The sequence below is a fragment of the Streptacidiphilus sp. EB129 genome, from assembly GCF_041262645.1.
Lineage (GTDB): Bacteria > Actinomycetota > Actinomycetes > Streptomycetales > Streptomycetaceae > Streptacidiphilus.
This window is the reverse complement of the sequence record NZ_JBGCCS010000014.1, coordinates 127,176-147,339: the sequence shown is the minus strand read 5'-3', so window position 1 is coordinate 147,339 and position 20,164 is coordinate 127,176. Positions and strand designations below refer to the sequence as shown.

Below are 20,164 nucleotides of genomic sequence, written 5' to 3'. Positions count from 1 at the left end.
GTTACGTGCATGAGCAGGCCCCCGCCCAATCCGGCTCGGATCATGACGGGGGCCGACGCTGCCGACACGCGTGGTGAAGGGGATGTTCAGGCCAGGAACTCGACCGCTTCCCTCCTCAGCGCGAGCTGGATCTGCGCCCGGGTGAGGCTGCCCAGATCGGCCGGTACGGAACTGCGCAACCGCGCGCAGAGGGGACAGCGGATGAGCCGCCCGGGACCGAGCCGCTTCGGCCCGAGATTCTGCATCGGGAACGTGGCGGTGCTGAACAGGTGCCCCTCGGCACAACGGACCACAGTGCGCTCCATTGCTTCCTTTCCCCATCGGACGACTCGCCGTGCCTCGACCGTGCGGACAGCGGCTCGCCTACCCCAACTCGCTTCGCTGTACTGGGATCCGGGCGTGTGATCGGCTGTCCGCGACGGAGCGCGGCGTTGTCACATTAGGGGATGTTCCGGACATTGCACCCAGTGACGCGCCGACCATCCCAGCCCTGGAATCCGCCCGCCACAGTACGCCCACGCCCACCACGGCCACCACCTCGCGCGGGTCGATGCAGCTGACACCGGCCATGGGGTAGAGTGAACGCCGACGGCCATACCTGATGGCTGATCACGCGGGTGTAGTTTAATGGTAGAACATGAGCTTCCCAAGCTCAGAGCGCGAGTTCGATTCTCGTCACCCGCTCCACGGAAACCCCCAGGCCAGAGGCCCGGGGGTTCTTTGTTGTCCAGACCAATTCAAGCGTCGCGCACCAGATGCCGAATCGGCCCGATCGGGTGATGCCGGATGGCGGATCTTCTTCACCGCGTCGTCGATGCCCGCCGCGATCTTCTGGTCGCGCTCTGCCCTGGCGTGCTGGTAGATCATCGCGGCCCCGACCGAGGACTGCCCCATGCGAGCCATCAGCTCCTTGAGGCGGGCCCGGTCGCTGCGGCCAGAGTGTTGCCGGTGTGCCGGAGATCGTAGAAGCGGAACCCCGGCATTCCCGCCCTGTCGTGGGCCCTGCGCCAGATCCGGCCGAAGGACGAGCGGCGGAACGCGCTGCCCTCGGGGCCGATGAAGACCAAACCGGCCGGGCGCTTCCGCGAAGGTGTGTATCGAGGAGGTGCTTCACCTCCGGCAAGGAACACCGACGGGGTGGTCACCACTCCCCTACCGGCGAGGTGCCAGTCCGTACTTCCAGTACACCCAACTCGTTCGCGAGGGCTCGGAGCTGATCGGACGGCGGCTGGCTCATGGTCAGCAGGTCGGCAACCAGCTGCCTTACTCGCGGGATCGCCCGCACCATCTCAGGGGAGAGCTGACGCGCGTTCATGAGCGACGTGACGGCGGCATCCACCTGCCGACGCTGCGCGTAGGCCTTCGCCACGTCGATGTGGTAGCGCGTCTGACGCTCGGTCGAGAGCCCGGAGGGGTCGACGGACATCGCCGCTCGCAGCGCAACCCCGGCGTCACCCAGGTCGACGGCAACCGCCACTTCGTGCACCGCAACGTTGATCGGGCCAAACTCGGTGTTGTAGTCGTTGCGCCCCTCGCCGACCTGTTCGCCCATAGCGCGCGCTTCGCGCAGATACGCGTATGCGGCATCGGCGTGGTTCAAGCGCGCAGCGGCCAGAGCGCGTTGAAGGGTCAGCGCACCGCGCATGGCCACCGCCTCCACCTGCCCCGATTCCGCCAGTGGACGCAGCGCGTCGGCAGCGCTACCGGAGGCTTGCTCGGCCTGCGCGAAGTGCCGCGCACCGAGGAAGACGATGGACAGCCGGAACTCGCCGGCCGCCATCAGCAGCGGATCATTGGCGCGTTCGGCGGCGACCACCGCGCGATCGATGGCGATCCAGGCCGCCTCTGGTTCCCCCATGGTGGACAGCGACGCGCTGCACGCGTGGTACATGGCGGCCAGCAGTCGGAACAACTCAGCGCGTTCGCCATTGGTCGGCGCGCGCGTCGCCGACTCCAGGGCGGGAACCAGTTGCTCCAGGAGTTCGGAGAGATCGGCGTAGGCCCCGGCATGCGTAAGGGTCCAGGCCCGCTCGACCTCGGCGCGCAAGGCGGGCACATCCGGGACTTCGTGTGGACCCAGGAACGCTTTGAGGGAGTGCGCCGCGCTCAGCACGAGCCGCAGGCGACTCGCCCCGGGCACCTCCCCCTCGGCCACCGAGGCCACGATGGGCGCATCGGCCGCCAATTCGCCAACCGGCACTTCCAGGACTTCGGCGACCTTCTCCAGCACCGTCATGCGGTCGACCCGGCGCACTCCGCGCTCAACCTGGGACACCCACGCTTCGGAGCGGCTCAGCAGCCCGGCGAACTCCTTTTGCGACAGGCCACGGCGCTTGCGATGGAAGGCGATCTTCCGGCCGAGTGACTTCTCGTACTCAGTGCTCACCGTCGACGCCCTTGGCGGAGACCAAGTCGAGGAAATCGACCTCGGTTGCGGACAGGTAGTCGTCGCGCTCGGCGAGGAAGGCCCGCACGTAGTCGTTGGACTCGTGTTCGTCGAAGGCCGCCTTGTCCCGGTACAGCTCGTAGAAGATCCGCTGAAGCGGGAGGCCGTCAACCCGGTGTACCGCGTAGACCACCGTCCCCGGCTCGTTCGCACGGATCTGCTCCCCGGTCCGCGCCACCAGGTCATCGAACGCGGCTGCCGCCGTCTCGTCTTTGCAGGTGAACCGCACCACCAGTCCGAACATGCCAGTTCCTCTCCCCGTCGTGATCGTGATCGGCACCGCCAGCCATCACGGGCATTCAACCGCACGAAAAGTGCGATCCCGCACTTGAAGTACGCGCATATTGAGTACGGTACTAGTACTAATTGTACTGCTCGTGCTGGTCGGCGTCGGCCGAACCGCACAGCAGACACGAAAACGAGCAGGTCAACGCCGTAGAGGACCGCCATGACCACTCACCGCCGCGCCTTCCGGGGAGTCCCCGAGGTACTCGGCGCCGCCCGTGCTTGGCTCCGCAGGCTTCTGGATGGGCACCCGTGCGCCGACGACGCCAAGCTGATCGTCAGCGAACTGGCCGCCAATGCCATCCGCCACACCGCCAGCGGCGACCAGACAGGAACCTTCCACGTCGCCTTGCCCTCGCCGACGACAAAGGCGGTCCGAGCGCCCTGCGGGTTCAGCGCCCCGGGGCCGACAGCATCCACGGTCGTGGACTCGCCATCGCCACTGCGCTTGCCGACGGTGTCGCGGTCTGTGGCAATCACAACGGCCGGACGGTAGCCGCCGTGCTGATCCCCCATCAGGAGTGCGCGGCGAGCCGACGCCTGCCCACCGCCCCCAGCTCCCACACCCTCGGAAGGCATCCCGTGACCACTCCCACCGCGCCCCTCGTGCGCCACGGTTACCGCTGCGAATGCAGGGTGCAGAGCCCCAGCACCGGCAGCGCACCCGCGTTGGTCGACACCTTCGACACCACCAGTGCGGCCCAGGGCGTTCGTTGGGTTCGCCGCTCCCTGACGATCCTGCTCCTGGCCGTCGACTCCGTCGCCCGTGAGCGCCTTGCCCATTGGATCGACGCCGACCACGAGAAGGCCCTCGCCGACCTGGTAAGCGGCCGGCCTTTCAACCTCGGCGCCGAGTACGCCGATGTCCGCGTTGAGTGGACCGCACGGCCAGTCGTGTTCCTCCCCCTGCTCCCGCCACCCCACACGCCGATCATCAGCTACAAGCTGCTCTGCACCGGTGCCCAGCGGCGCACCGAGCTTGAGTAACAACCTTCTCTACGGTTCAAAGCACCCGGCTTCGCCGCGCGCCCGGAGACGACGGCGCACCCGCGCGAGGCGCTGGGGCGGGGAGAGCAGCCACAGCGTCCGGACTTGGCCGGGAAACTGGCCTCCGCCCGACTCTCACCGGCACAGTGATCAGCACGAGCCCGGCTCGAACGGGGGACGAGCCGAGCTCGAACGGGGGATGACATCGCGCCTTCGGGCGCACGCACCGCACGGGACGCACCGTCCCCTGGGCCGCGCAGCCCTGCCAGCGACCGGGCGGCGCGGCCCCACGGGCCGGTTTCCGAGTAGGAGGTGACACGACAGCGCGACCCCAAGGCACGGTCCGGCCTCGGCCGTCACCGGCGCGGCGCTTCAGCGCGGAGCTGACGCACCCGGCAATCACGCGCCTCAGCCGGCGGCAGCTGTCGGAACGGAGGCACCCGCCCCGCTCCTCTCCAGCAGCTCCCGGACCTGGTCAGCCCGCGCACTCCCGATGCCACGCAGCATCTCGTACGCCGCCCGCCAGGACGCCTGGGCCTGCTCCGGCCGTCCCATCGCCTCGAAGGCCTTGCCGAGGCCGATCAGGCCCCGCCCCTGCTGATCCTCATTACCGATCTGCTCGGCGACCAGCTGCTGCTCCGTGTAGAAGTCGTGCGCGCCTTCCGCCCGGCCCAGGTCCAGGTTCAGATCGCCGAGATTGCTCAGGAGAATGCACTCCGCACGCTGCTCGCCAACCGCGCGAGCGGCAGTCAGCGCCTGCTCGGTGTAGCGGTACGCCGACTGCACGTCGCCGAGTCCGTAGTACGCGACACCGAGGTTCACGTGACAGATCATCACGTGTCTTGGATCACTGCCGTTGCAGGCAATGCTGCGTTCGAGAACCTCAATCGCCTCAGCTGAGCGGCCTCGCAGGTTGTGGAGCCGCCCGAGCTCCAGCAGGGCCCAGCCCTCACCCCGGCTGTCCCGCACCTCGCGATACAGAGAGAGCGCCTCGCTGATCATTTCCTCCTGTTCCCCCTGCCGGGACAGATCCGCCAGCGCGGTACTGGCGCCGAGCAGATTCCATGCGACCACCGTCTTGTCCCCACGTGCCCGCGCGGCCTCGACCGCGGCACCGTGTGCTACGACGCTGTTCACCCGGTGGAACCGAATATTCCTGAAATGCGCGAGGACCACCGGAAGCTGCCAGATGACCTCGTAGATGTCCTTCTCCACCGCCGCACGGTGCACGGCCTCCAGATTCGCGTGTTCCGCGTCGCACCAAGCCAAAGCCGCCGCGTAGGAGTCGAAGCTGAGGGATGCGGCCTCGCCTCCATCCCCGAGCTCGGGCAGGACCGGGGCCTTCATGGCCTGCGCCGCACGGTAGGCGCAGTGCAGGAACCATCGGGCGAGACGCTCCAGGGCAGCAGGAGCGTCACCGCCGTCGCTCTCTGCCGTCACCTCGACGGCATACGCCCGCAGCAGGTCGTGGAACTCATAACGGCCCGGCGTGCTCTGACGGACCAGGTTCTCATCCAGGAGCTGCTCAAGACAGTCCTCGGCCGCCGAGGGTGAGATGTCCGCCAGCACTGCCACCATCGCCGCGGTGAAATCAGGTCCCGGATGCTGGCCGAGAAGCCGGAAGACGCGCTGCATCGGCTCGGCGAGCTCTCGATAGGACAGGTCGAACACCGGGCGAATCGAGCGTCCCCCGGCGCGGAGCGCGTCAAGACGACCGGCCTCCATGCGGTCAGCCAGCTGTGCAAGGGTCCACGCCGGACGAGAACGCAGTCGCGCCGCGGTCAGGGACAGTGCGAGCGGGAGCCGGTCGCAGTAGTCGATGATCCGAGTGGCGGCCCCGGGTTCGGCGGCGACGCGGTCGGGTCCGACGATCCGGGCGAGCAGGTCGAACGCCTCGGTGTCGGTGAAGGTGTCGAGCAGATAAGGGGTGACACCGTCCAGGCCGGCGAGACTGCGGCGGCTGGTGATCAGGACCAGGCACGTGGGGCTGGCGGGGATGAGATCACGGACCTGCATCTCGTCAGCAGCGTTGTCCAGCAGAACCAGAGCGTGGCGGTTCCGCAGCTGGTTCCGGAACATCACCGCCCGCTCGTCCAGGCCCGAGGGGATCTGCTGCGCGGGCACGGCGAGCTGCCGCAGAAACGCCTCCAGGACGGCAGACGGGTCCGCGGGCGGAAGGGTCCGGGTCGAAGCCACGCAAGTTCACGTGCAGCTGCACCTCGGCGAAGTGCCCGCCGCGAACGAGCTCGTGCGCCGCGTGGACGGCGAGCTGGGTCTTGCCGACACCGGCCATGCCCTCGATCGCGGAGACCACCACCGTCTTCGCACTCGTGCTGTCGGCGTCACGCCGGGAGGTCGCGGCCGTGATCAGCCGCGCGAGCTCCTCCTGGCGACCCGTGAAGGTCGCCAGATCCGCAGGGAGCTGACTGAAGACCCCAGCCGGGCCACCGGTCTTCGCCTCGGCATGCACACGCACGCACGCGGCACTCCACCGGCGGACCACGTCCTCGTCCGGACACAGAGCGCGCACCACTGCGGCTACCAGGGCGTGGTTGAGGCGACGCCGGCCAGGCTGGAACATGTCGGCAAGTGTCGACTTCGACACCTGCCGCGGCGGCCGCAGCAACACCCCGACCCGGTGAGCGAGATCCCGCAGCGGCGGAGCGCCCATGCTCAACCGCAGCTGCTCCAGCATTCGCACGAACTCGGCCAGATCCGCCGCCTTACCGGGATCAGGAACACCGCTGACCTGCGTGCCGACCACGTTCCTCCGCACTTCGCGTTCTCGATCCTTGAGGTCAGCGCAAGACTAGCGCCCGGACGGCTCCGAGAACCCGGCGCCTGACGACCGTCGGCCCTCAGTAGACGCTGTGGCCAGGGGGCATCGCAGCAGGTCAGAGAAGCAGAACGGGTCAAGGCGCCAAGATTCCCAAGCTCAGAGCGCGAGTTCGATTCTCATCACCCGCTCCAGCAACCAAGGCCCAGGCCAGGGACATGATCCCCGGACTGGGCCTCTTTGTTGTTCGATCCTGGATCGGAAGCCACGCCCCTACGTGCCTTCGTGACGATCATGGATTCTGGGGCTGTATCGCTGTGCCGGCAGCACTGATGGCCCGGGGAAGCGTCCACGGAGAACGGGCGCCACGTCTGGAGGCGCATCGTCGTGCGCGACAATGAACTCTGGCTGATCCGGCGAGCAGACGGGCTGACCGCCAACGTCCCGGCTGATCAGGGCTTCGGGTAGCCGGCCATAACGGTCGGTCCGTAAGGCTCCAGGCCGTCAGTGCGGAGCGTCCAAGGGCCGACGCGGACGGTATCGCCGAAACGGTGTGACTGCAGACCGTCGTAATGGCCAGCCTCGGACAGACCGTCGTGGACGAGGACCGTGCCGTCGCGAGGATCGATGATCACATAGATCGGGATCCGCATCTGCGCGTAGTCGACCACTTTGTCCTTGTGGTCGTTCTCGGGGTTCGAGGGCGACACGATCTCGAACACAGCGTGGACAGCGTGGGCAGACAGCGCCTTCTCGTCCGCCTTCAATGCCTCCGCGTCGACGACGGCGACGTCCGGGGTCCGCCTGATGCCGTGGACCGGATCTGTGATGTCGGGCTCAGCGGCGGCGATCAGTTCGTCCGGGATCTGATGGATGAGCTGGACTTGCACCCGGTTGGCGTTGAACCCGTGCCGGGTGGACGGCGACATCATCATGACGATCTCACCGCGACTGATCTCGATCTTGCCAATGAGCGGAGGGGGGTTCTCCCTCAGCTCTTCGGCGATGCGAAGGAGGTGGGTGAAGTCCGGATTGGTCATAGCTTGAGTCTACGGAGCAGTCCACCCCGCCATGAGGTGGACGCCGGGGTGAGCGAAGGCGACTCGGCTTCCGGAGTGGACAGTGGTAGGGCCGATGCGCGTGCAAGTTCCGTGCCGGATGCACCAGACAGGCATGGTCAACTGCGATGTCGGGGCTGGTGTGTTGACCTGTCCCCGGTACTGCGGGGCCGGGTCTGCCGGGGGCGGATGGCCTAGGATCGACCGCACTATGGAGAGGTATCGATTCGCCGGCCGTGACGGCGTGGAGCTGGCGTGCCAGGAGACTGGGGCCGGGCGACCGCTGATTCTGATGCACGGCTTCATGGGTGCGGCTTCGCACATGCTCGACGGCTGGGCCGGCACGTTCGTCGAGCAGGGGCGCCGCGTCGTTCTCCCGGATTTCCGTGGTCACGGGGACAGCGCGAGGCCGCATGATCCGGCCGCCTATCCGCCGGACGTACTGGCCTATGACGGGCTCGCCCTCGTCGAACATCTCGGGCTCGGCGACGGGGAGTACGACCTCGGCGGCTACTCGCTCGGAGCGCGGATCGTGCTGCGCATGCTCGTGCGGGGCGCCAGGCCGGGCCGCGCGATCGTGGCCGGGCAGGGACTGGCGAAGGTGACCGGTCCCCAGGGCGAGGCGAGCTACCGCGTGCTCACCGCACTCGTCGACGGGGTCGCGTTCGAGCCCGGCTCGCGTGATGAGCTCATTGCGCAATGGATCTCGAAGCTCGGCGCCGACCCCAGGGCGCTGCTGCTCGTGCTGGACTCGCTCCTCCCGACTCCCGAGGACGCTCTGCGTCAGATCGGCATCCCGACGCTCGTCGCGATCGGCGATCGGGATGAGCGTTCCGACGCCGACGAGTTGGCCGCACTCCTCGGCGACGGCCGGTTCGTACGCGTGCCGGGGGGTCATGAGAGCGCGTTTTCCGCGCCGGAGCTGGTTGCGGCAATGGCCGCGTTCCTCGCCGAACGCCAGCGGCGGTAGTTCGCAGCTTTCCGGTCGGATGATGTGCTTGTTGCTCCGCTGTGACGGTGGGGGCACAGATTGCGGATCTTGGGCTGACAGTGTTCTCTTCAGCGGGGCAAGCAGGCGCCGCACCAGGGGAATTCAGTCCAGGGGGACCAGCAATGTCCGCACGCGCCGCCCGCTTCGCCCGTACCGCCGTTGTGACCGTCGTGGCAGCCGTTACCGGCGCGGTCGCGTTCCTGCCGGGTGCGGCGCAGGCCGCCACCGCGTCCTCGGCGCCGGCCTCGCCGATCACGCTGAAGGTCGGCTCGGCCAGCCCGGCCGGGGCGTTCATGCCCGGTGGCGCGACCAAGACCATCACGGTGACCGCGAGCAACACCTCGGGCAAGGCGGCGCGCTTCACCGCGAACCTGAACGGGATGGCCGACGGTGCGCTCGGCCTGACCGAGCGCGACTACACCTTCAAGGTCGCCCCGGTGCACGCCCCGGCCACCAGCGGCGTCCTGTTCACCCAGGACGGCGAGCTGATGGGGTCCTTCTATCCGAAGGGCGGCCACTTCGGCAACTCCTTCACGATCCCGGCCCACACCAGCTACACCTGGAAGCTGACCCTGGGGATCACCAAGAACTGGCCGGCCAACGACGACGCGCTGCGCCTGACTGTGGGTGCGAACGGCTATCAGACCGTCAAGGCCCTCGCCTTCACGGTGGGGCACCGCCGTACCGGCGGTCCGGTCACCGAGCGCTTCACCGGCGGCACCACCATCGCCCCGGGCCGCCCCGCCTACGAGACGCTGACGGTCACCAACCGCACCGGTGCCGCGCTGAACGGCCCGGTCGACTTCTGGCTGGACGAGGCCCCCTTCGGCGGCCCGGCCACCGCTGTGGACGTCTGGAAGGGCGGCCGCTGGGTCGCCGTCCGGGACGGTGGCGAGCTGGCCGTCCTCAACCACGGGCTGGCCAACGGCGCCCACGTCGACTACCGGCTGCGGGTCCGCGAGACCGGCGCCGTCAAGGCCGGCACCAAGGTTACGATCGAGGCCGTCGCCGGGATCGCGAACCGCGGCCCGATCTCCTACGGCGACCTCCACCTGACTGCCCGCCGGTAATCGTCCGAAGGGCTTGCGAAGCCCGAGGACGTCCCCTTCCTCCAAGCTCAGAGCGGGAGTTCGAAGCTCGGCAACCGCGCAACGGAGAACCCCCCAGGCCGCCGGCCTGGGGGGTTCTCCGTTGGGTGGACCAATTCCTCCGTTGCCCGCACTCAGGGCTGGGACGGGGTGGGACGGGGCGTGGTGATCAGGCGGACGGCAGGGGCGGAGACGGTCTGGATGGCGGCGGTGCCGGGGATGTCCAGGTGCACGAATCCGCCCTCGAAGGTGACCAGAGCGTGGGCGACGGTGCTGGTGGGGAGCCCGTCCGGGCCGGTCACCTGGTAGCCGGGGACGAGTTCGACGGACGCTTCGCGCCACTGTGCCTTCATGCCTTCACCTCGGGGAAGTCGAGTTCTGGCCGGGCCAGGTGGTTGAAGTAGTTGGACAGCGTGTTGAGGGCGATGTGCGCGACGATCTCCGCGAGCTCGGCGTCGGTGACCTGTGCCGCACGGGCCCGGGCCAGCGTGTCGTCGTCGACGCGGCCCCGGGTGTGCATGATCTCGTGGGCCAGTGACAGGACCGCGTCGGCATGGCTGTCGGTGTCGTCGGCGCCCTCGCGGGTGCGCAGCAGTTCCTTCTCGCTGAGGCCCATGCGGCCGGCCCGCAGGGTGTGTGCGCTGACGCAGTAGTCGCAGCCGTTCTCCTGGGCGACCAGCAGAGCCAGTTGCTCGCGCAGTCGTGGGCCTAGGGTGCCGCGGCTCAGTTCGTCCTGCATGGCCAGGTAGCCGGCCAGTGCGGCCGGGCCGTTGGCCAGTGCGGCGTACAGATTGGGTACTCGTCCGAGCTGGGCACTGGTGCGGTCGAGAAGACCGCCGGGATCCTCGGTGAGCTGGGGGAGCCGGGGCATGCGGGGCCTCCGTCCTCAGGTCGGTACCGATCGGTACCGACTGGGTTGATGGCCAGACGGTACCGATCGGTACCGTTCTGGGTCAAGGGCGGTTACCATCGCGGTATGCCCGTGAACGCCAGGCAGCGCCTGCTGACCACCGCCGAGGAGCTCTTCTACGCCGAGGGCGTCAGGGCCGTCGGCGTCGAGCGGATCCTGTCCGCCTCGGGGGTCGGCCGGGCCTCGTTCTACCGCCACTTCGCCGCGAAGGACGACCTGGTGGTGGCCGTGCTGCGGGGGCGGGACGAGCGCTGGCGGGCCTGGCTCGCCGACCGCGTCGCCGCGCACGGTGGAGGGCCGCTCGCAGTGTTCGACGCGCTCGCCGAACGCTTCGTACGCCAGGACTTCCGGGGCTGCGCCTTCATCAACACCATGGTCGAAGCCGCGGACCCGGACAGCCCCGCGCATCGGGTCGCGGCGCAGCACAAGTCGGCGGTGACCGGGTATGTCGAGACGCTGCTCAGTACTGCTGGCGTGGCCGAACCCGCTTCACTGGCAGCCGAGTTCACACTCCTCATGGACGGCGCGATCGTCACCGCGCTCCGCGAGCGCTCGGCGGCACCGGCCACCCGCGCCCGCGCCGTCGCGGCCGTGCTGCTCGCCTCCGCCGATCGGTCGCCCGGCTGAGGGACCGCGCCGGTTCACGTCGCCCGTCCGCCGCGTCTGTCGCGTGACGGCGATGGGCGGCGCGCGTCAAGTATCCCGGGTCCCGTCGTCCGGTGAATGCTGCCAGTCCCCGAGGGTCAGCCGTGCAGGCGTTCCAGCAGCACCGGGATGTGGCTGTGCTCCGGGTCCTTCACCGCGGTCACCAGCGTCACGGTGGACTCCCGGGCCAGGTCCAGCAGTTGCCGCAGGGCGGCTTCGGCGGCGGGTTCGTCGAGTTCGGCCTGGTACTGGGCGGCGAAGGCGTCGTAGTCCAGCTCGTGGCGGTGGTAGCCGGAGCGCAGTTCCGAGGACGGGGTGGCGTCCTTGAGCCAGAGGTCGACGGCGGCCCGCTCCTTGGACAGGCCGCGCGGCCAGAGCCGGTCCACCAGGACGCGCGGTCCGTCACCCTCCTCGGGCGGGTCGTAGACGCGGCGTACGCGGAATCCGAACGGCGGCTGCATAGGGGGACCTCCTGGCGGTGCGGGTGCTGCCGGCGCGCGACGCTGTCGACGGCGCGGTGCCGCTGACAGCACGGCGCCGACGGTGGTGCGGGACCGACGGCGGTGCGGGAGGCAACCGTGAGCACCGCCGGGTACCCAGTCCACACCCGCAACCGCGCGCCCGCCAGCCCGGTCGGCCGCGGCGGGCGCGCCGGGCGCGCACCGGAACGCGCGCACCGGTCATACGCCCAGCGACCGGCGCGCTCAGCGACCCGCGCGCCCGCTGACCCGCGCGCCCGCCGACCGGCGCGCCCGGCGACGCGTGAGCGGACGCGGACGCGCAGGCGGACGCCGCAGGTCAGGGCAGGAAGCCGTCCAGGAAGGTGTTGCTGTAGATGCGGGCGGGGTCGTAGCGGTCGAGGATGGCCAGCGCCGCGTCCCAGTCGGCGCCGGAGGGCTGGCCGGCCCGGTACGCGGCCGGGATGGTGCTGCCGAGGATGGTGGGGTCGGCCCAGCCCGCGGTGCCGGAGTAGCCCCAGCCCTTGGACCACTCGGGCCGCACCGCCGCGTAGCTGCCGGTGTAGGTGGAGAGCACCCACTGCTCGGTCTCCCGGTAGAACTGCTGGGACTGCGGGGTCCCCGGGATGGTGAGCACGTCCATCCACACGGCGGTGTCCCAGGCGGGCTGGTCCGGGCGCGGGCGGACCGCGCTGAGCAGCGGCTGGACCGCGCCGGGCACCCCGCAGTCGGCGGGGTTGTCCAGTCCGGTGGCGCGGACCTCCCAGGGTCCGTTCATCGGGAACTGGCCTCTGGCCTGGTAGCTGTTCAGCGCGTTGTTCAGGTAGGTGTAGAAGTCGCTGACGACCCGTTGCACATCGGAGCGGGCGCAGAGGATGGCGTAGCCGTTCGCGGTGACCTGGAGCGTGGTGGGCCGGACGTAGAGTTGCGTGTTCTTGGCCCAGCCCCAGATGTCCCAGGTGCCGGTGACGATCAGTCCGGAGCCGACGATGCTCATCTCCAGGTTCTCGAACGTCGGGGTGACCGAGACGTTGCCGCTGACGATGTCGGAGATGTACTGGGACTCCTGGGTGCTCACCGAGTCGGAGAAGCTGTAGTTGAACGGGCTGTCGACCTCCTTGGAGAAGAACGGCTTGCCGGGGCTGACCGACCAGACCTTGAGCCAGGGGACGGTGGTGAACGGGAACCAGATGGTCTCCACCCGCCCGCTCTGGTTCAGCAGCGCGGCGAAGGAGTTGGAGCCGGCCGAGGCGGGCGGCGCGAACAGGGTGCCGACGTTGGTGGTGTAGCTGCTCTGGCAGCGCATCCGGACGTTGGCGCCGACGCGCAGGGTGGCCTCGGTGACGAAGGCGCGGCCGAGGTGGACCAGGAAGGCGCCGATGTCGGGGTCGCCGCGCTGGAAGGTCTTCAGCACGTAGGCGCCCTGGCTGGAGTCCCAGACCACGGCGGTGAGCGAGGTGACCAGGTTGCTGACCGAGCCGTAGGTGTGTCCGGCGAGCCGGGTCTCCCCGGAGGCGGGGACGGAAGTGCCGTGACCGTCGATGGCGAGCACCCCGCCCAGGCTGAGGTCACCGGGCGCCGGGGTGTTGGTGAGGCCGTAGCCCGCGTTCTCCAGGTCTGTGAGCAGGGTGACCATGGTGACGCCGGTCTGCGCGGTGACGCTCGCCGGGCTGCCGCTGTTCACGGTGACCGCGGTGAGGTGCTGGGTGGTGTCGACCATGAGGATGTCGCCCGAGGCGCCGGTCGGCTCCAGCAGCGGAGACCAGCCGTGGCCCATGCCCCGGGCGCGGATTCTCCAGCCCTGGCCGTGGGCCCAGTTGGCCAGGGTGACCACGTCGGCGGGCGAGGCGGGGGCGCAGGTCCACTGCGGGCTGAGCACGATCTCGCCGGACCAGTTCGTCCAGGCCTGCTGGTAGACGCTGATGCCGCTGGGGAAGTTCGGTGGTGCGGGGGTGGACGCCTCGGCCGGGGACACCCTGAAGGCGGGCGTCCAGGACAGGCTGGTGACGGCGGCGGTGGCTCCGGCGGCGCCCAGGAACGCACGCCGGGAGAGCGGCGAAACGGGCAGGTCGGGGTGCTGGGATGAGGCCATGGGTACCCTCCGCGGGGTGCTTGGGCATGCGTGACGGGTGGAATCAGGCATACGGGTTTGCCACAGAGCCGTACCGGGCGTGGGGATGCAGGCATGCGGAGGTGATCGCCTGTGCGCCTGTGCGGAGGCAAGCCCGAGCGGGGTCGGCAGACGGGTGCGGGATGCGCGGAACCGTGAGTCGGCGTGCGGAACCGTGAGCGGCGTACGGATACTGCGCAGTGGTGCGGCTGCGCGGGCGTTCCTCGCTGGTGCGGCCGGCCGCACGGAGGAGTGACGGTGTGGTGGGGGTCGCAGCGCTGAGGGCGGGGGATCGGCGGACGTCCCGAAGGCCGACCGGCCGCCGGTGGCGGGTGCGGTGAGGGAGAGGATCCAGCCGGGATCGTGAGAAGTCAATGACGGTGCGTCAGATTTGCCGGTGGTCGGCGGTGTCGGCGCCTCCGTGCAGGAAGGGCGTCGCCACCGGGCATGGCGGAGGCTTCGGTCCATGCAGCAGGATGTCGGCATGCCGACAGAACCGATGACTCCCCGCCGTCTCGCGGACGCCTACGTCGAGCGGGTCGCCGCCCTGGATCCGGGCGTCGGGGCCTGGCTGGGTCTGAACCCGGACGACGACCGGCAGCCGGACCTGTCGCCGGAGGGCTTCGCCGCCGAGGCGGCGCTCGCCAGGGACGCACTCGCCGCGCTGGACGCGCTCCCCGCCGAGGCCGTCGCGGACCCGGACGAGCAGGCCTGCGCCCGGCTGCTGCGCGAACGGCTCACCGCCGAGCTGCGGCTGCACGACGAGGGGGACCACTACCGCAGCCTGCGGAACATCAGCTCGTCGCACGGCCAGCTGCGCCAGATCTTCACGGTGATGCCCACCGCGACCGACGAGGACTGGTCCCGGGTGGCCGGCCGGCTGCGGAACCTGCCCGCGGCCGTGGACGGCTACCGGGCCACGCTGACCGAGGGCATGGCCCGCGGCCTGCTGTCCGCGCCCCGGCAGGCCGCGGTGGTGGTCGAGCAGCTCACCGCGTGGACCGGGGAGGACACCGGCGGCGCCGGCTGGTTCGCGGAGTTCGTCGCGCCCGCCCCGGAGCAGCTCCGCCCCGGACTCGACGCGGCCGCGCTCCGGGCGACGGCGGCGGTGGCCGCGTTCCGCGACTGGCTGCGGGACAGCTACGCACCCGCCACGGAAGGCACTCCGGACGCGGTCGGCCGGGAGCGCTACCTCCGTTCCGCGCGCTACTACACCGGCGCCGACATCGACCTGGACGACGCCTACGCCTGGGCCTGGTCCGAGTTCCACACCACCGCCGCCGAGATGCGCGAGGCGGCCGGCCAGATCCTGCCCGGCGCCGGGGTGCTGGAGGCCATGGACCACCTGAACGAGCACGGGCACGTGGTGGTCGGCGTGGAGCAGATCCGCGCCTGGCTGCAGCAGGTGATGGACGAGGCGATCGAGGACCTCGACGGAACCCACTTCGACATCAGCGGTCCGCTGCGCCGGGTCGAGTCGATGATCGCGCCGGTCGGCAGCGCGGGCGCGCCCTACTACATGGGCCCCAGCCTGGACTTCAGCCGTCCCGGCCGGACCTTCCTGCCGACCCAGGGCCGCGAGCACTTCCCCACCTGGCGGATCGTCAGCACCTGGTACCACGAGGGCGTCCCCGGACACCATCTGCAGATCGCGCGGTGGACCTCGCTGGCCGACAGCCTCAGCCGCTACCAGGTCACCCTCGGCAAGGTCAGCGCCAACGTGGAGGGCTGGGCCCTGTACGCGGAACGGCTGATGGACGACCTCGGCTACCTCACCGACCCGGCCCGCCGGCTCGGCTACCTGGACAAGCAGATGCTGCGGATCATCCGGGTCATCGTCGACATCGGTATGCACCTGCGGCTCGCCATCCCGGCGGACTCGGGTTTCCACCCCGGTGAGCGGTGGACCCCGGAGCTGGCCTCGGCGTTCATGGCGACCTACCACGGCAGCCCGGCGGCGCGCCGCGACAGCGAGATCCTCCGCTACCTCGGCATGCCGGGGCAGGCCATCGGCTACAAGCTCGGCGAACGCGCCTGGCTGCGGGGACGCGAGGCGGCCCGCCGGGCCTCCGGGCCGAAGTTCGACCTGAAGACCTGGCACATGCGGGCACTGTCCCGGGGCTCCTTCGGCCTGGACGACCTCACCGACGACCTGGCCGCGCTCACCCAGTAGCCGCCGGTAGCCGCCGGACCGTGCCGGCCGGACCGTGCCCGCCGCGGGCGCGACCCGCTGCGGGCACGGTCCGGCAGCCGGTCAGCTCAGCCGGACCCGGGGGTCCAGCGCGGCGTAGAGCAGGTCGACGACGATGTTCGCCGCCACGATGAACACCGCGGCCAGCAGCACCAGGGCGATCACCACCGGCTGGTCCTCGCGGACGATCGAGGTCACCGAGAGCTGGCCCAGGCCGGGCAGTCCGAAGATCCGCTCGGTGACGATCGCGCCGCCGAGCAGCGTGGCCAGGTCGATGCCGAACTGGGTGACCACCGGGGTGAGCGCGGCGCGCAGCGCGTGCCGGTAGGTCACCCGTCGGTCGCGCACGCCCTTCGCGCGCGCGGTGCGGATGAAGTCCTCGCCGAGCACCTCCAGCATCTGGCTGCGGGTCAGCCGGACGTAGGTGGCGGCGGTGACGAAGGCCAGGGTCAGCCAGGGCAGGATCAGGTGCTGCGCCCACAGCGCCGGGTTCTGCGTGAAGGGGATGTACCCGGACGGTGGGAACCAGTCCACCCCGGCCAGGTGCAGCCGGAAGAACAGGAAGTACAGCAGCAGCAGTCCGACCAGGAACGACGGCATGGAGAGCCCGAGCAGCGCGAACACCGTCCCGGAGCGGTCCAGCACGCTACGCGGCCGCATCGCCGACAGCACGCCGATGGCCACCCCGCCGACCAGCCAGAGCACCCCGGCGCCGACCGCCAGGGACACGGTCACCGGCAGCGCGGCGTTGACCAGCGAGCTGACCGGTTCGGAGTTGTAGTACGAGTAGCCCAGGTCACCGTGGAGCAGCCGGTCCAGGAAGTGCCAGTACTGCACCAGGACCGGGTCGTTCAGGCCGAGCTGCTTGGTGATCAGTTGCAGCTGGGTGGTCGAGCAGAGCCGCCCGCAGAGCAGCCGGGCCACGTTCTGCGGGGCGACGAAGAACAGGCCGAAGGTGAACACGCTGATCAGCCAGACGACCAGCACGCCGGACAGGACCCGGCGGACCAGGAAGCGCAGCACGGCAACTCCTATTCCATTGCGTATTCCGGGGCTATTCCTGCTCGGCGAAGAGGCGTTCGGTGCGCGGGTCCAGCGCGTCGCGCACGCCGTCCCCCAGCAGGTTGAAGGCGAGCGTGGTCAGCAGCAGCGCCAGCCCGGGGAACAGCGCGAACCACCAGGAGACCTGGTAGAAGGGCAGTGCGTCGTTGAGCATGTTTCCCCAGGTGGGAGTGGGTGGCACCACGCCCAGTCCGAGGAAGGACAGGGTCGCCTCGAAGACGATGGCGATGGGGATCAGCAGGGTCGCGTAGACGATGACCGGTGCCAGCAGGTTCGGCAGCACGTCGACGAACATGATCCGCATGTCGCCGGCCCCCAGTGACCGGGCCGCCTCGACGTACTCCTTCTCCCGGATGGACAGGGTCTGGCCGCGCACGATGCGGCCGACCGCGGCCCAGGAGAAGAACGCGATGACGAACACCGTCAGGGTCAGGCTGCTGCCGTAGATGGAGACCAGGGCGATGGCGAACAGCAGGAACGGGAACGACAGCACCACGTCCATGAACCGCGACAGCAGGCTGTCCACCAGGGCGCCGAAGTATCCGGCGGCCAGGCCGACCACCACACCCATCACGATGGACAGGCCGGTGGCGGCCACCCCGACCAGCAGCGACACCCGGGTCCCGTAGATGACCCGGATCAGCACGTCCCGGCCCAGGTTGTCGGTGCCGAGCAGATGCCGGGCGCTGGGGCCCATCGGCAGTCCGGCCGCGCTCAGGCCCTGGTCCCGGTCCTGGTCGGCCGGACCCCAGCCGATCAGGTGCGACAGCAGCGGGGCGGCCAGCGCGACCGCCACCAGCAGCACGACGAACACCCCGGAGATGATCGCGACCCGGTCCGAACGCAGCCTGATCCAGGCCAGCTGCCAGGGGCTGCGTCCCTCGATCCGGTCCGACGGGTCCTGCTCGGCGGCGGCGAGCGGCAGTTCGGCCCCTCCGGACAGCGCGGTCACGAGGCGCCTCCATCGGTGAGGTCGGGGGTCAGCGCGGTCAGGTCCTCGCCCGGCTCCACCGGGAAGTGACAGGCCGTCAGGTGACTGTCCGGGTCGCCGGGACGGGCCAGGGGCACCGGGGCCTCCTCGACGCAGCGCCGCCGGGCCTTGGGGCAGCGCGGATGGAAGCGGCAGCCCCGGGGCGGGGCCACCGGCGAGGGCACGTCCCCGGTGAGCACGATCCGCTGACGCGCGGCGGCGGCGTCCGGGTCGGCCACCGAGGCCGCCGACAGCAGGGCGTTGGTGTAGGGGTGGCGCGGCCGCCGGTGCAGTTCCTCAGTCGGCGCCAGCTCCACCACCTGGCCGAGGTACATCACCGCGATCCGGTCGCTGACATGCCGTACCACGGAGAGGTCGTGGGTGATGAACACGTAGGTGAGACCGAAGTCGCTCTGCAGGTCGGCCAGCAGGTTGATGATCTGCGCCTGGATCGACACGTCCAGCGCCGACACCGGCTCGTCCGCGATGATCAGCCGGGGCCGCAGCGCGACCGCGCGGGCGACCCCGATGCGCTGCCGCTGCCCGCCGGAGAACTCCGCGGGGAAGCGGTTGTAGTGCTCGGGGTTGAGGCCGACCAGCTCCATCAGCTGCTGCACCTCCCGCTTGCGCTGCTCGCCGTCGGCGGTGCCGTGGATCGCGAACGGGTCGCCGATGATCGAGCCCACCCGGCGGCGCGGGTTGAGCGCGCCGTAGGGGTCCTGGAACACCATCTGGATCTGCCGCCGGTACGGGCGCAGCCGGCGCCGGTCGAGCCGGGTGATGTCCTCGCCGTCGAACAGCACCTGGCCGGAGGTGACCGGGTAGAGCCGGTCCGCGCACCGGGCCAGCGTCGACTTCCCGCAGCCGGTCTCGCCGACCAGGCCGAGGGTCTCGCCGCGCCGCACCGACAGGTTCACCCCGTCCACGGCGTGCACCCGGCCGATCTCGCGTTTCACCACGATGCCCCGACGGATCGGGAAGTACTTGACCAGGTCCCGCAGTTGCAGCAGCGGGTCGGCGGTGTCCGCGGTGGTCATGCGGCCCCCTTCCGGTCGTCGCCGGTGGTGGTGCCCGGGCTGGTATCGCCGCTCCGGACGCCGCCCGGAGCGGGGGTGGTGGTGCGGCCCCTGGCCGCGGCGTCCTGGCGGGCCTGCTCGGTGGCGTCGCTCAGCCCGATCAGGTCCGGTGGCAGCCAGCAGGCGGACCGGTGGCCGGTGCCGCCGGCCACCGGCAGCAGCGGCGGCTCCTCGCTGCGGCAGCGGTCCATCGCGAAGGTGCAGCGCGGGTGGAACGGGCAGCCACCGGGCAGCCGGATCAGGCTGGGAGGCTGGCCGGGAATCGGCCGCAGCCGGCCCCGGGCCCCGCTGGAGGACGGGATCGACTCCAGCAGGCCCTTGGTGTAGGGGTGGTGGGGCTGGTAGTAGGCGGTGCGCCGGTCCGCGACCTCGACCGCCCGTCCGGCGTACATCACCAGCACCTGGTCGGCCATTCCGGCGATCACCCCCAGATCGTGCGTGATCATGATCAGGGCCATGCCCATCTCCCGCTGCAGCCGGGTCAGCAGGTCCAGGATCTGTGCCTGGACGGTGGCGTCCAGGGCGGTGGTCGGCTCGTCGGCGATCACCAGGGCCGGGTCGAGCGCCAGTGCCATGGCGATCAGGGCGCGCTGCCGCATCCCGCCGGAGAACTGGTGCGGATAGTCGTCCACCCGGCGTTCGGCGTGCGGGATGCCCACCAGGGAGAGCAGTTCGACGGCCCGGCCGCGAGCGGCCCGGCCGCTCACCGGGCGGTGGGCGCGGATCAGTTCGATGATCTGCCAGCCCACCGTGTAGTGCGGGTGCAGGCTGGACAGCGGGTCCTGGAACACGGCGGCGATCCGGTCGCCGCGGAGCCGGCGCAGTTCCTCACGTTCCATGCCCAGCAGTTCCCGGCCCTCGAAGGTGGCGCTGCCGGTGACGTGTGCGCCGGGGGTCAGCCCGAGCAGCGTCAGCGTGGCGACGCTCTTGCCGGAACCGGACTCGCCGACGATGCCGAGGGTCCGGCCGCTGTCGACGTCGAGGGAGAGGCCGCGGACCGCCTGGACCAGACCGTCGGTGCTGCGGAAGGAGACCGTGAGGTCGCGGACCGAGAGCAGACGCATGCACCCTCCTGGGTCGGATGGGACCGCCGCGGGCCGGTGCGGGCCCG

The 20,164-nt window shown here is 70.2% G+C and carries 21 protein-coding genes and 1 tRNA gene; 8 read left to right on the top strand and 14 right to left on the bottom strand.

Annotated elements, in window-relative coordinates; genetic code table 11:
- Nucleotides 1-86 precede the first annotated feature (86 nt).
- Complete coding sequence (locus ABH925_RS19190) at nucleotides 87-305, bottom strand: hypothetical protein (protein ID WP_370149460.1); 219 nt, start codon at nucleotides 303-305, stop codon at nucleotides 87-89.
- Nucleotides 306-613: 308 nt separating this feature from the next.
- On the opposite strand from ABH925_RS19190, the gene ABH925_RS19185 reads away from it, so the two are divergent.
- Nucleotides 614-687, top strand: a tRNA-Gly gene (locus ABH925_RS19185).
- Here the strand turns inward: ABH925_RS19185 and ABH925_RS19180 are convergent.
- The 3 genes from ABH925_RS19180 to ABH925_RS19170 form a co-directional block, all read right to left on the bottom strand.
- Nucleotides 676-894, bottom strand: coding sequence for a hypothetical protein (locus tag ABH925_RS19180; RefSeq protein WP_370149459.1), 219 nt, complete (start codon nucleotides 892-894; stop codon nucleotides 676-678). The two genes, ABH925_RS19185 and ABH925_RS19180, sit on opposite strands and share 12 nt — an antisense overlap.
- Before the next feature lie 247 nt (nucleotides 895-1,141).
- Nucleotides 1,142-2,386 (bottom strand): helix-turn-helix domain-containing protein, encoded by a 1,245-nt coding sequence (locus ABH925_RS19175; RefSeq protein ID WP_370149457.1) that lies wholly within the window; start codon nucleotides 2,384-2,386, stop codon nucleotides 1,142-1,144.
- A complete protein-coding gene (locus ABH925_RS19170; protein ID WP_370149455.1) occupies nucleotides 2,376-2,690 on the bottom strand; it encodes a putative quinol monooxygenase in 315 nt (104 codons plus the stop codon). The genes ABH925_RS19175 and ABH925_RS19170 overlap by 11 nt, the downstream gene beginning before the upstream one ends.
- Nucleotides 2,691-2,894: 204 nt before the next feature.
- On the opposite strand from ABH925_RS19170, the gene ABH925_RS19165 reads away from it, so the two are divergent.
- Nucleotides 2,895-3,227, top strand: coding sequence for an ATP-binding protein (locus tag ABH925_RS19165; protein ID WP_370149454.1), 333 nt, complete (start codon nucleotides 2,895-2,897; stop codon nucleotides 3,225-3,227).
- Between the two features lie 86 nt (nucleotides 3,228-3,313).
- Nucleotides 3,314-3,718: a hypothetical protein gene (locus tag ABH925_RS19160; RefSeq protein ID WP_370149453.1), complete on the top strand. Its 405-nt coding sequence runs from the start codon at nucleotides 3,314-3,316 to the stop codon at nucleotides 3,716-3,718.
- 408 nt (nucleotides 3,719-4,126) lie between these two features.
- On the opposite strand, the gene ABH925_RS19155 is transcribed toward ABH925_RS19160, so the two are convergent.
- Complete coding sequence (locus ABH925_RS19155) at nucleotides 4,127-5,842, bottom strand: NB-ARC domain-containing protein (protein WP_370149452.1); 1,716 nt, start codon at nucleotides 5,840-5,842, stop codon at nucleotides 4,127-4,129.
- 82 nt (nucleotides 5,843-5,924) lie between these two features.
- On the opposite strand from ABH925_RS19155, the gene ABH925_RS19150 reads away from it, so the two are divergent.
- Nucleotides 5,925-6,563, top strand: coding sequence for a hypothetical protein (locus ABH925_RS19150; RefSeq protein WP_370149451.1), 639 nt, complete (start codon nucleotides 5,925-5,927; stop codon nucleotides 6,561-6,563).
- Nucleotides 6,564-6,946: 383 nt separating this feature from the next.
- Here ABH925_RS19150 and ABH925_RS19145 read toward each other — a convergent pair whose 3' ends face one another.
- A complete protein-coding gene (locus ABH925_RS19145; protein ID WP_370149449.1) occupies nucleotides 6,947-7,534 on the bottom strand; it encodes a Uma2 family endonuclease in 588 nt (195 codons plus the stop codon).
- 229 nt (nucleotides 7,535-7,763) lie between these two features.
- Between ABH925_RS19145 and ABH925_RS19140 the strand changes: the two genes are divergently transcribed.
- Entirely contained in the window at nucleotides 7,764-8,522 is a 759-nt protein-coding gene (locus tag ABH925_RS19140; protein ID WP_370149447.1) for an alpha/beta fold hydrolase, read from the top strand.
- Between the two features lie 143 nt (nucleotides 8,523-8,665).
- Nucleotides 8,666-9,613 (top strand): hypothetical protein, encoded by a 948-nt coding sequence (locus ABH925_RS19135; protein ID WP_370149445.1) that lies wholly within the window; start codon nucleotides 8,666-8,668, stop codon nucleotides 9,611-9,613.
- 152 nt (nucleotides 9,614-9,765) lie between these two features.
- Here the strand turns inward: ABH925_RS19135 and ABH925_RS19130 are convergent, their stop codons facing one another.
- Complete coding sequence (locus ABH925_RS19130; protein WP_370149444.1) at nucleotides 9,766-9,984, bottom strand: hypothetical protein; 219 nt, start codon at nucleotides 9,982-9,984, stop codon at nucleotides 9,766-9,768.
- The gene (locus ABH925_RS19125; RefSeq protein ID WP_370149442.1) at nucleotides 9,981-10,502 is read right to left on the bottom strand and encodes a carboxymuconolactone decarboxylase family protein; all 522 of its coding nucleotides are present in this window, start codon (nucleotides 10,500-10,502) and stop codon (nucleotides 9,981-9,983) included. Before ABH925_RS19125 ends, ABH925_RS19130 begins: the two co-directional genes overlap by 4 nt.
- Nucleotides 10,503-10,607: 105 nt before the next feature.
- Between ABH925_RS19125 and ABH925_RS19120 the strand changes: the two genes are divergently transcribed.
- A complete protein-coding gene (locus ABH925_RS19120; protein ID WP_370149440.1) occupies nucleotides 10,608-11,168 on the top strand; it encodes a TetR/AcrR family transcriptional regulator in 561 nt (186 codons plus the stop codon).
- 116 nt (nucleotides 11,169-11,284) lie between these two features.
- On the opposite strand, the gene ABH925_RS19115 is transcribed toward ABH925_RS19120, so the two are convergent.
- A complete protein-coding gene (locus ABH925_RS19115) occupies nucleotides 11,285-11,647 on the bottom strand; it encodes a DUF488 domain-containing protein (protein WP_370149438.1) in 363 nt (120 codons plus the stop codon).
- Nucleotides 11,648-11,984: 337 nt separating this feature from the next.
- A complete protein-coding gene (locus ABH925_RS19110; RefSeq protein ID WP_370149437.1) occupies nucleotides 11,985-13,736 on the bottom strand; it encodes a cholesterol oxidase substrate-binding domain-containing protein in 1,752 nt (583 codons plus the stop codon).
- Between the two features lie 502 nt (nucleotides 13,737-14,238).
- Between ABH925_RS19110 and ABH925_RS19105 the strand changes: the two genes are divergently transcribed.
- On the top strand, nucleotides 14,239-15,927 hold the full coding sequence (locus ABH925_RS19105; protein ID WP_370149436.1) for a DUF885 domain-containing protein: 1,689 nt from the start codon (nucleotides 14,239-14,241) through the stop codon (nucleotides 15,925-15,927).
- A gap of 81 nt (nucleotides 15,928-16,008) precedes the next feature.
- Here ABH925_RS19105 and ABH925_RS19100 read toward each other — a convergent pair whose 3' ends face one another.
- From ABH925_RS19100 to ABH925_RS19085, 4 genes are read right to left on the bottom strand one after another with little or no spacing between them, the layout of a single operon-like run.
- Nucleotides 16,009-16,968, bottom strand: coding sequence for an ABC transporter permease (locus tag ABH925_RS19100; RefSeq protein ID WP_370149435.1), 960 nt, complete (start codon nucleotides 16,966-16,968; stop codon nucleotides 16,009-16,011).
- Between the two features lie 31 nt (nucleotides 16,969-16,999).
- Nucleotides 17,000-17,959, bottom strand: coding sequence for an ABC transporter permease (locus ABH925_RS19095; protein WP_370149434.1), 960 nt, complete (start codon nucleotides 17,957-17,959; stop codon nucleotides 17,000-17,002).
- A complete protein-coding gene (locus ABH925_RS19090; RefSeq protein ID WP_370149432.1) occupies nucleotides 17,956-19,014 on the bottom strand; it encodes an ABC transporter ATP-binding protein in 1,059 nt (352 codons plus the stop codon). The genes ABH925_RS19095 and ABH925_RS19090 overlap by 4 nt, the downstream gene beginning before the upstream one ends.
- A complete protein-coding gene (locus ABH925_RS19085) occupies nucleotides 19,011-20,117 on the bottom strand; it encodes an ABC transporter ATP-binding protein (RefSeq protein ID WP_370149430.1) in 1,107 nt (368 codons plus the stop codon). The genes ABH925_RS19090 and ABH925_RS19085 overlap by 4 nt, the downstream gene beginning before the upstream one ends.
- Nucleotides 20,118-20,164: the final 47 nt, after the last annotated feature.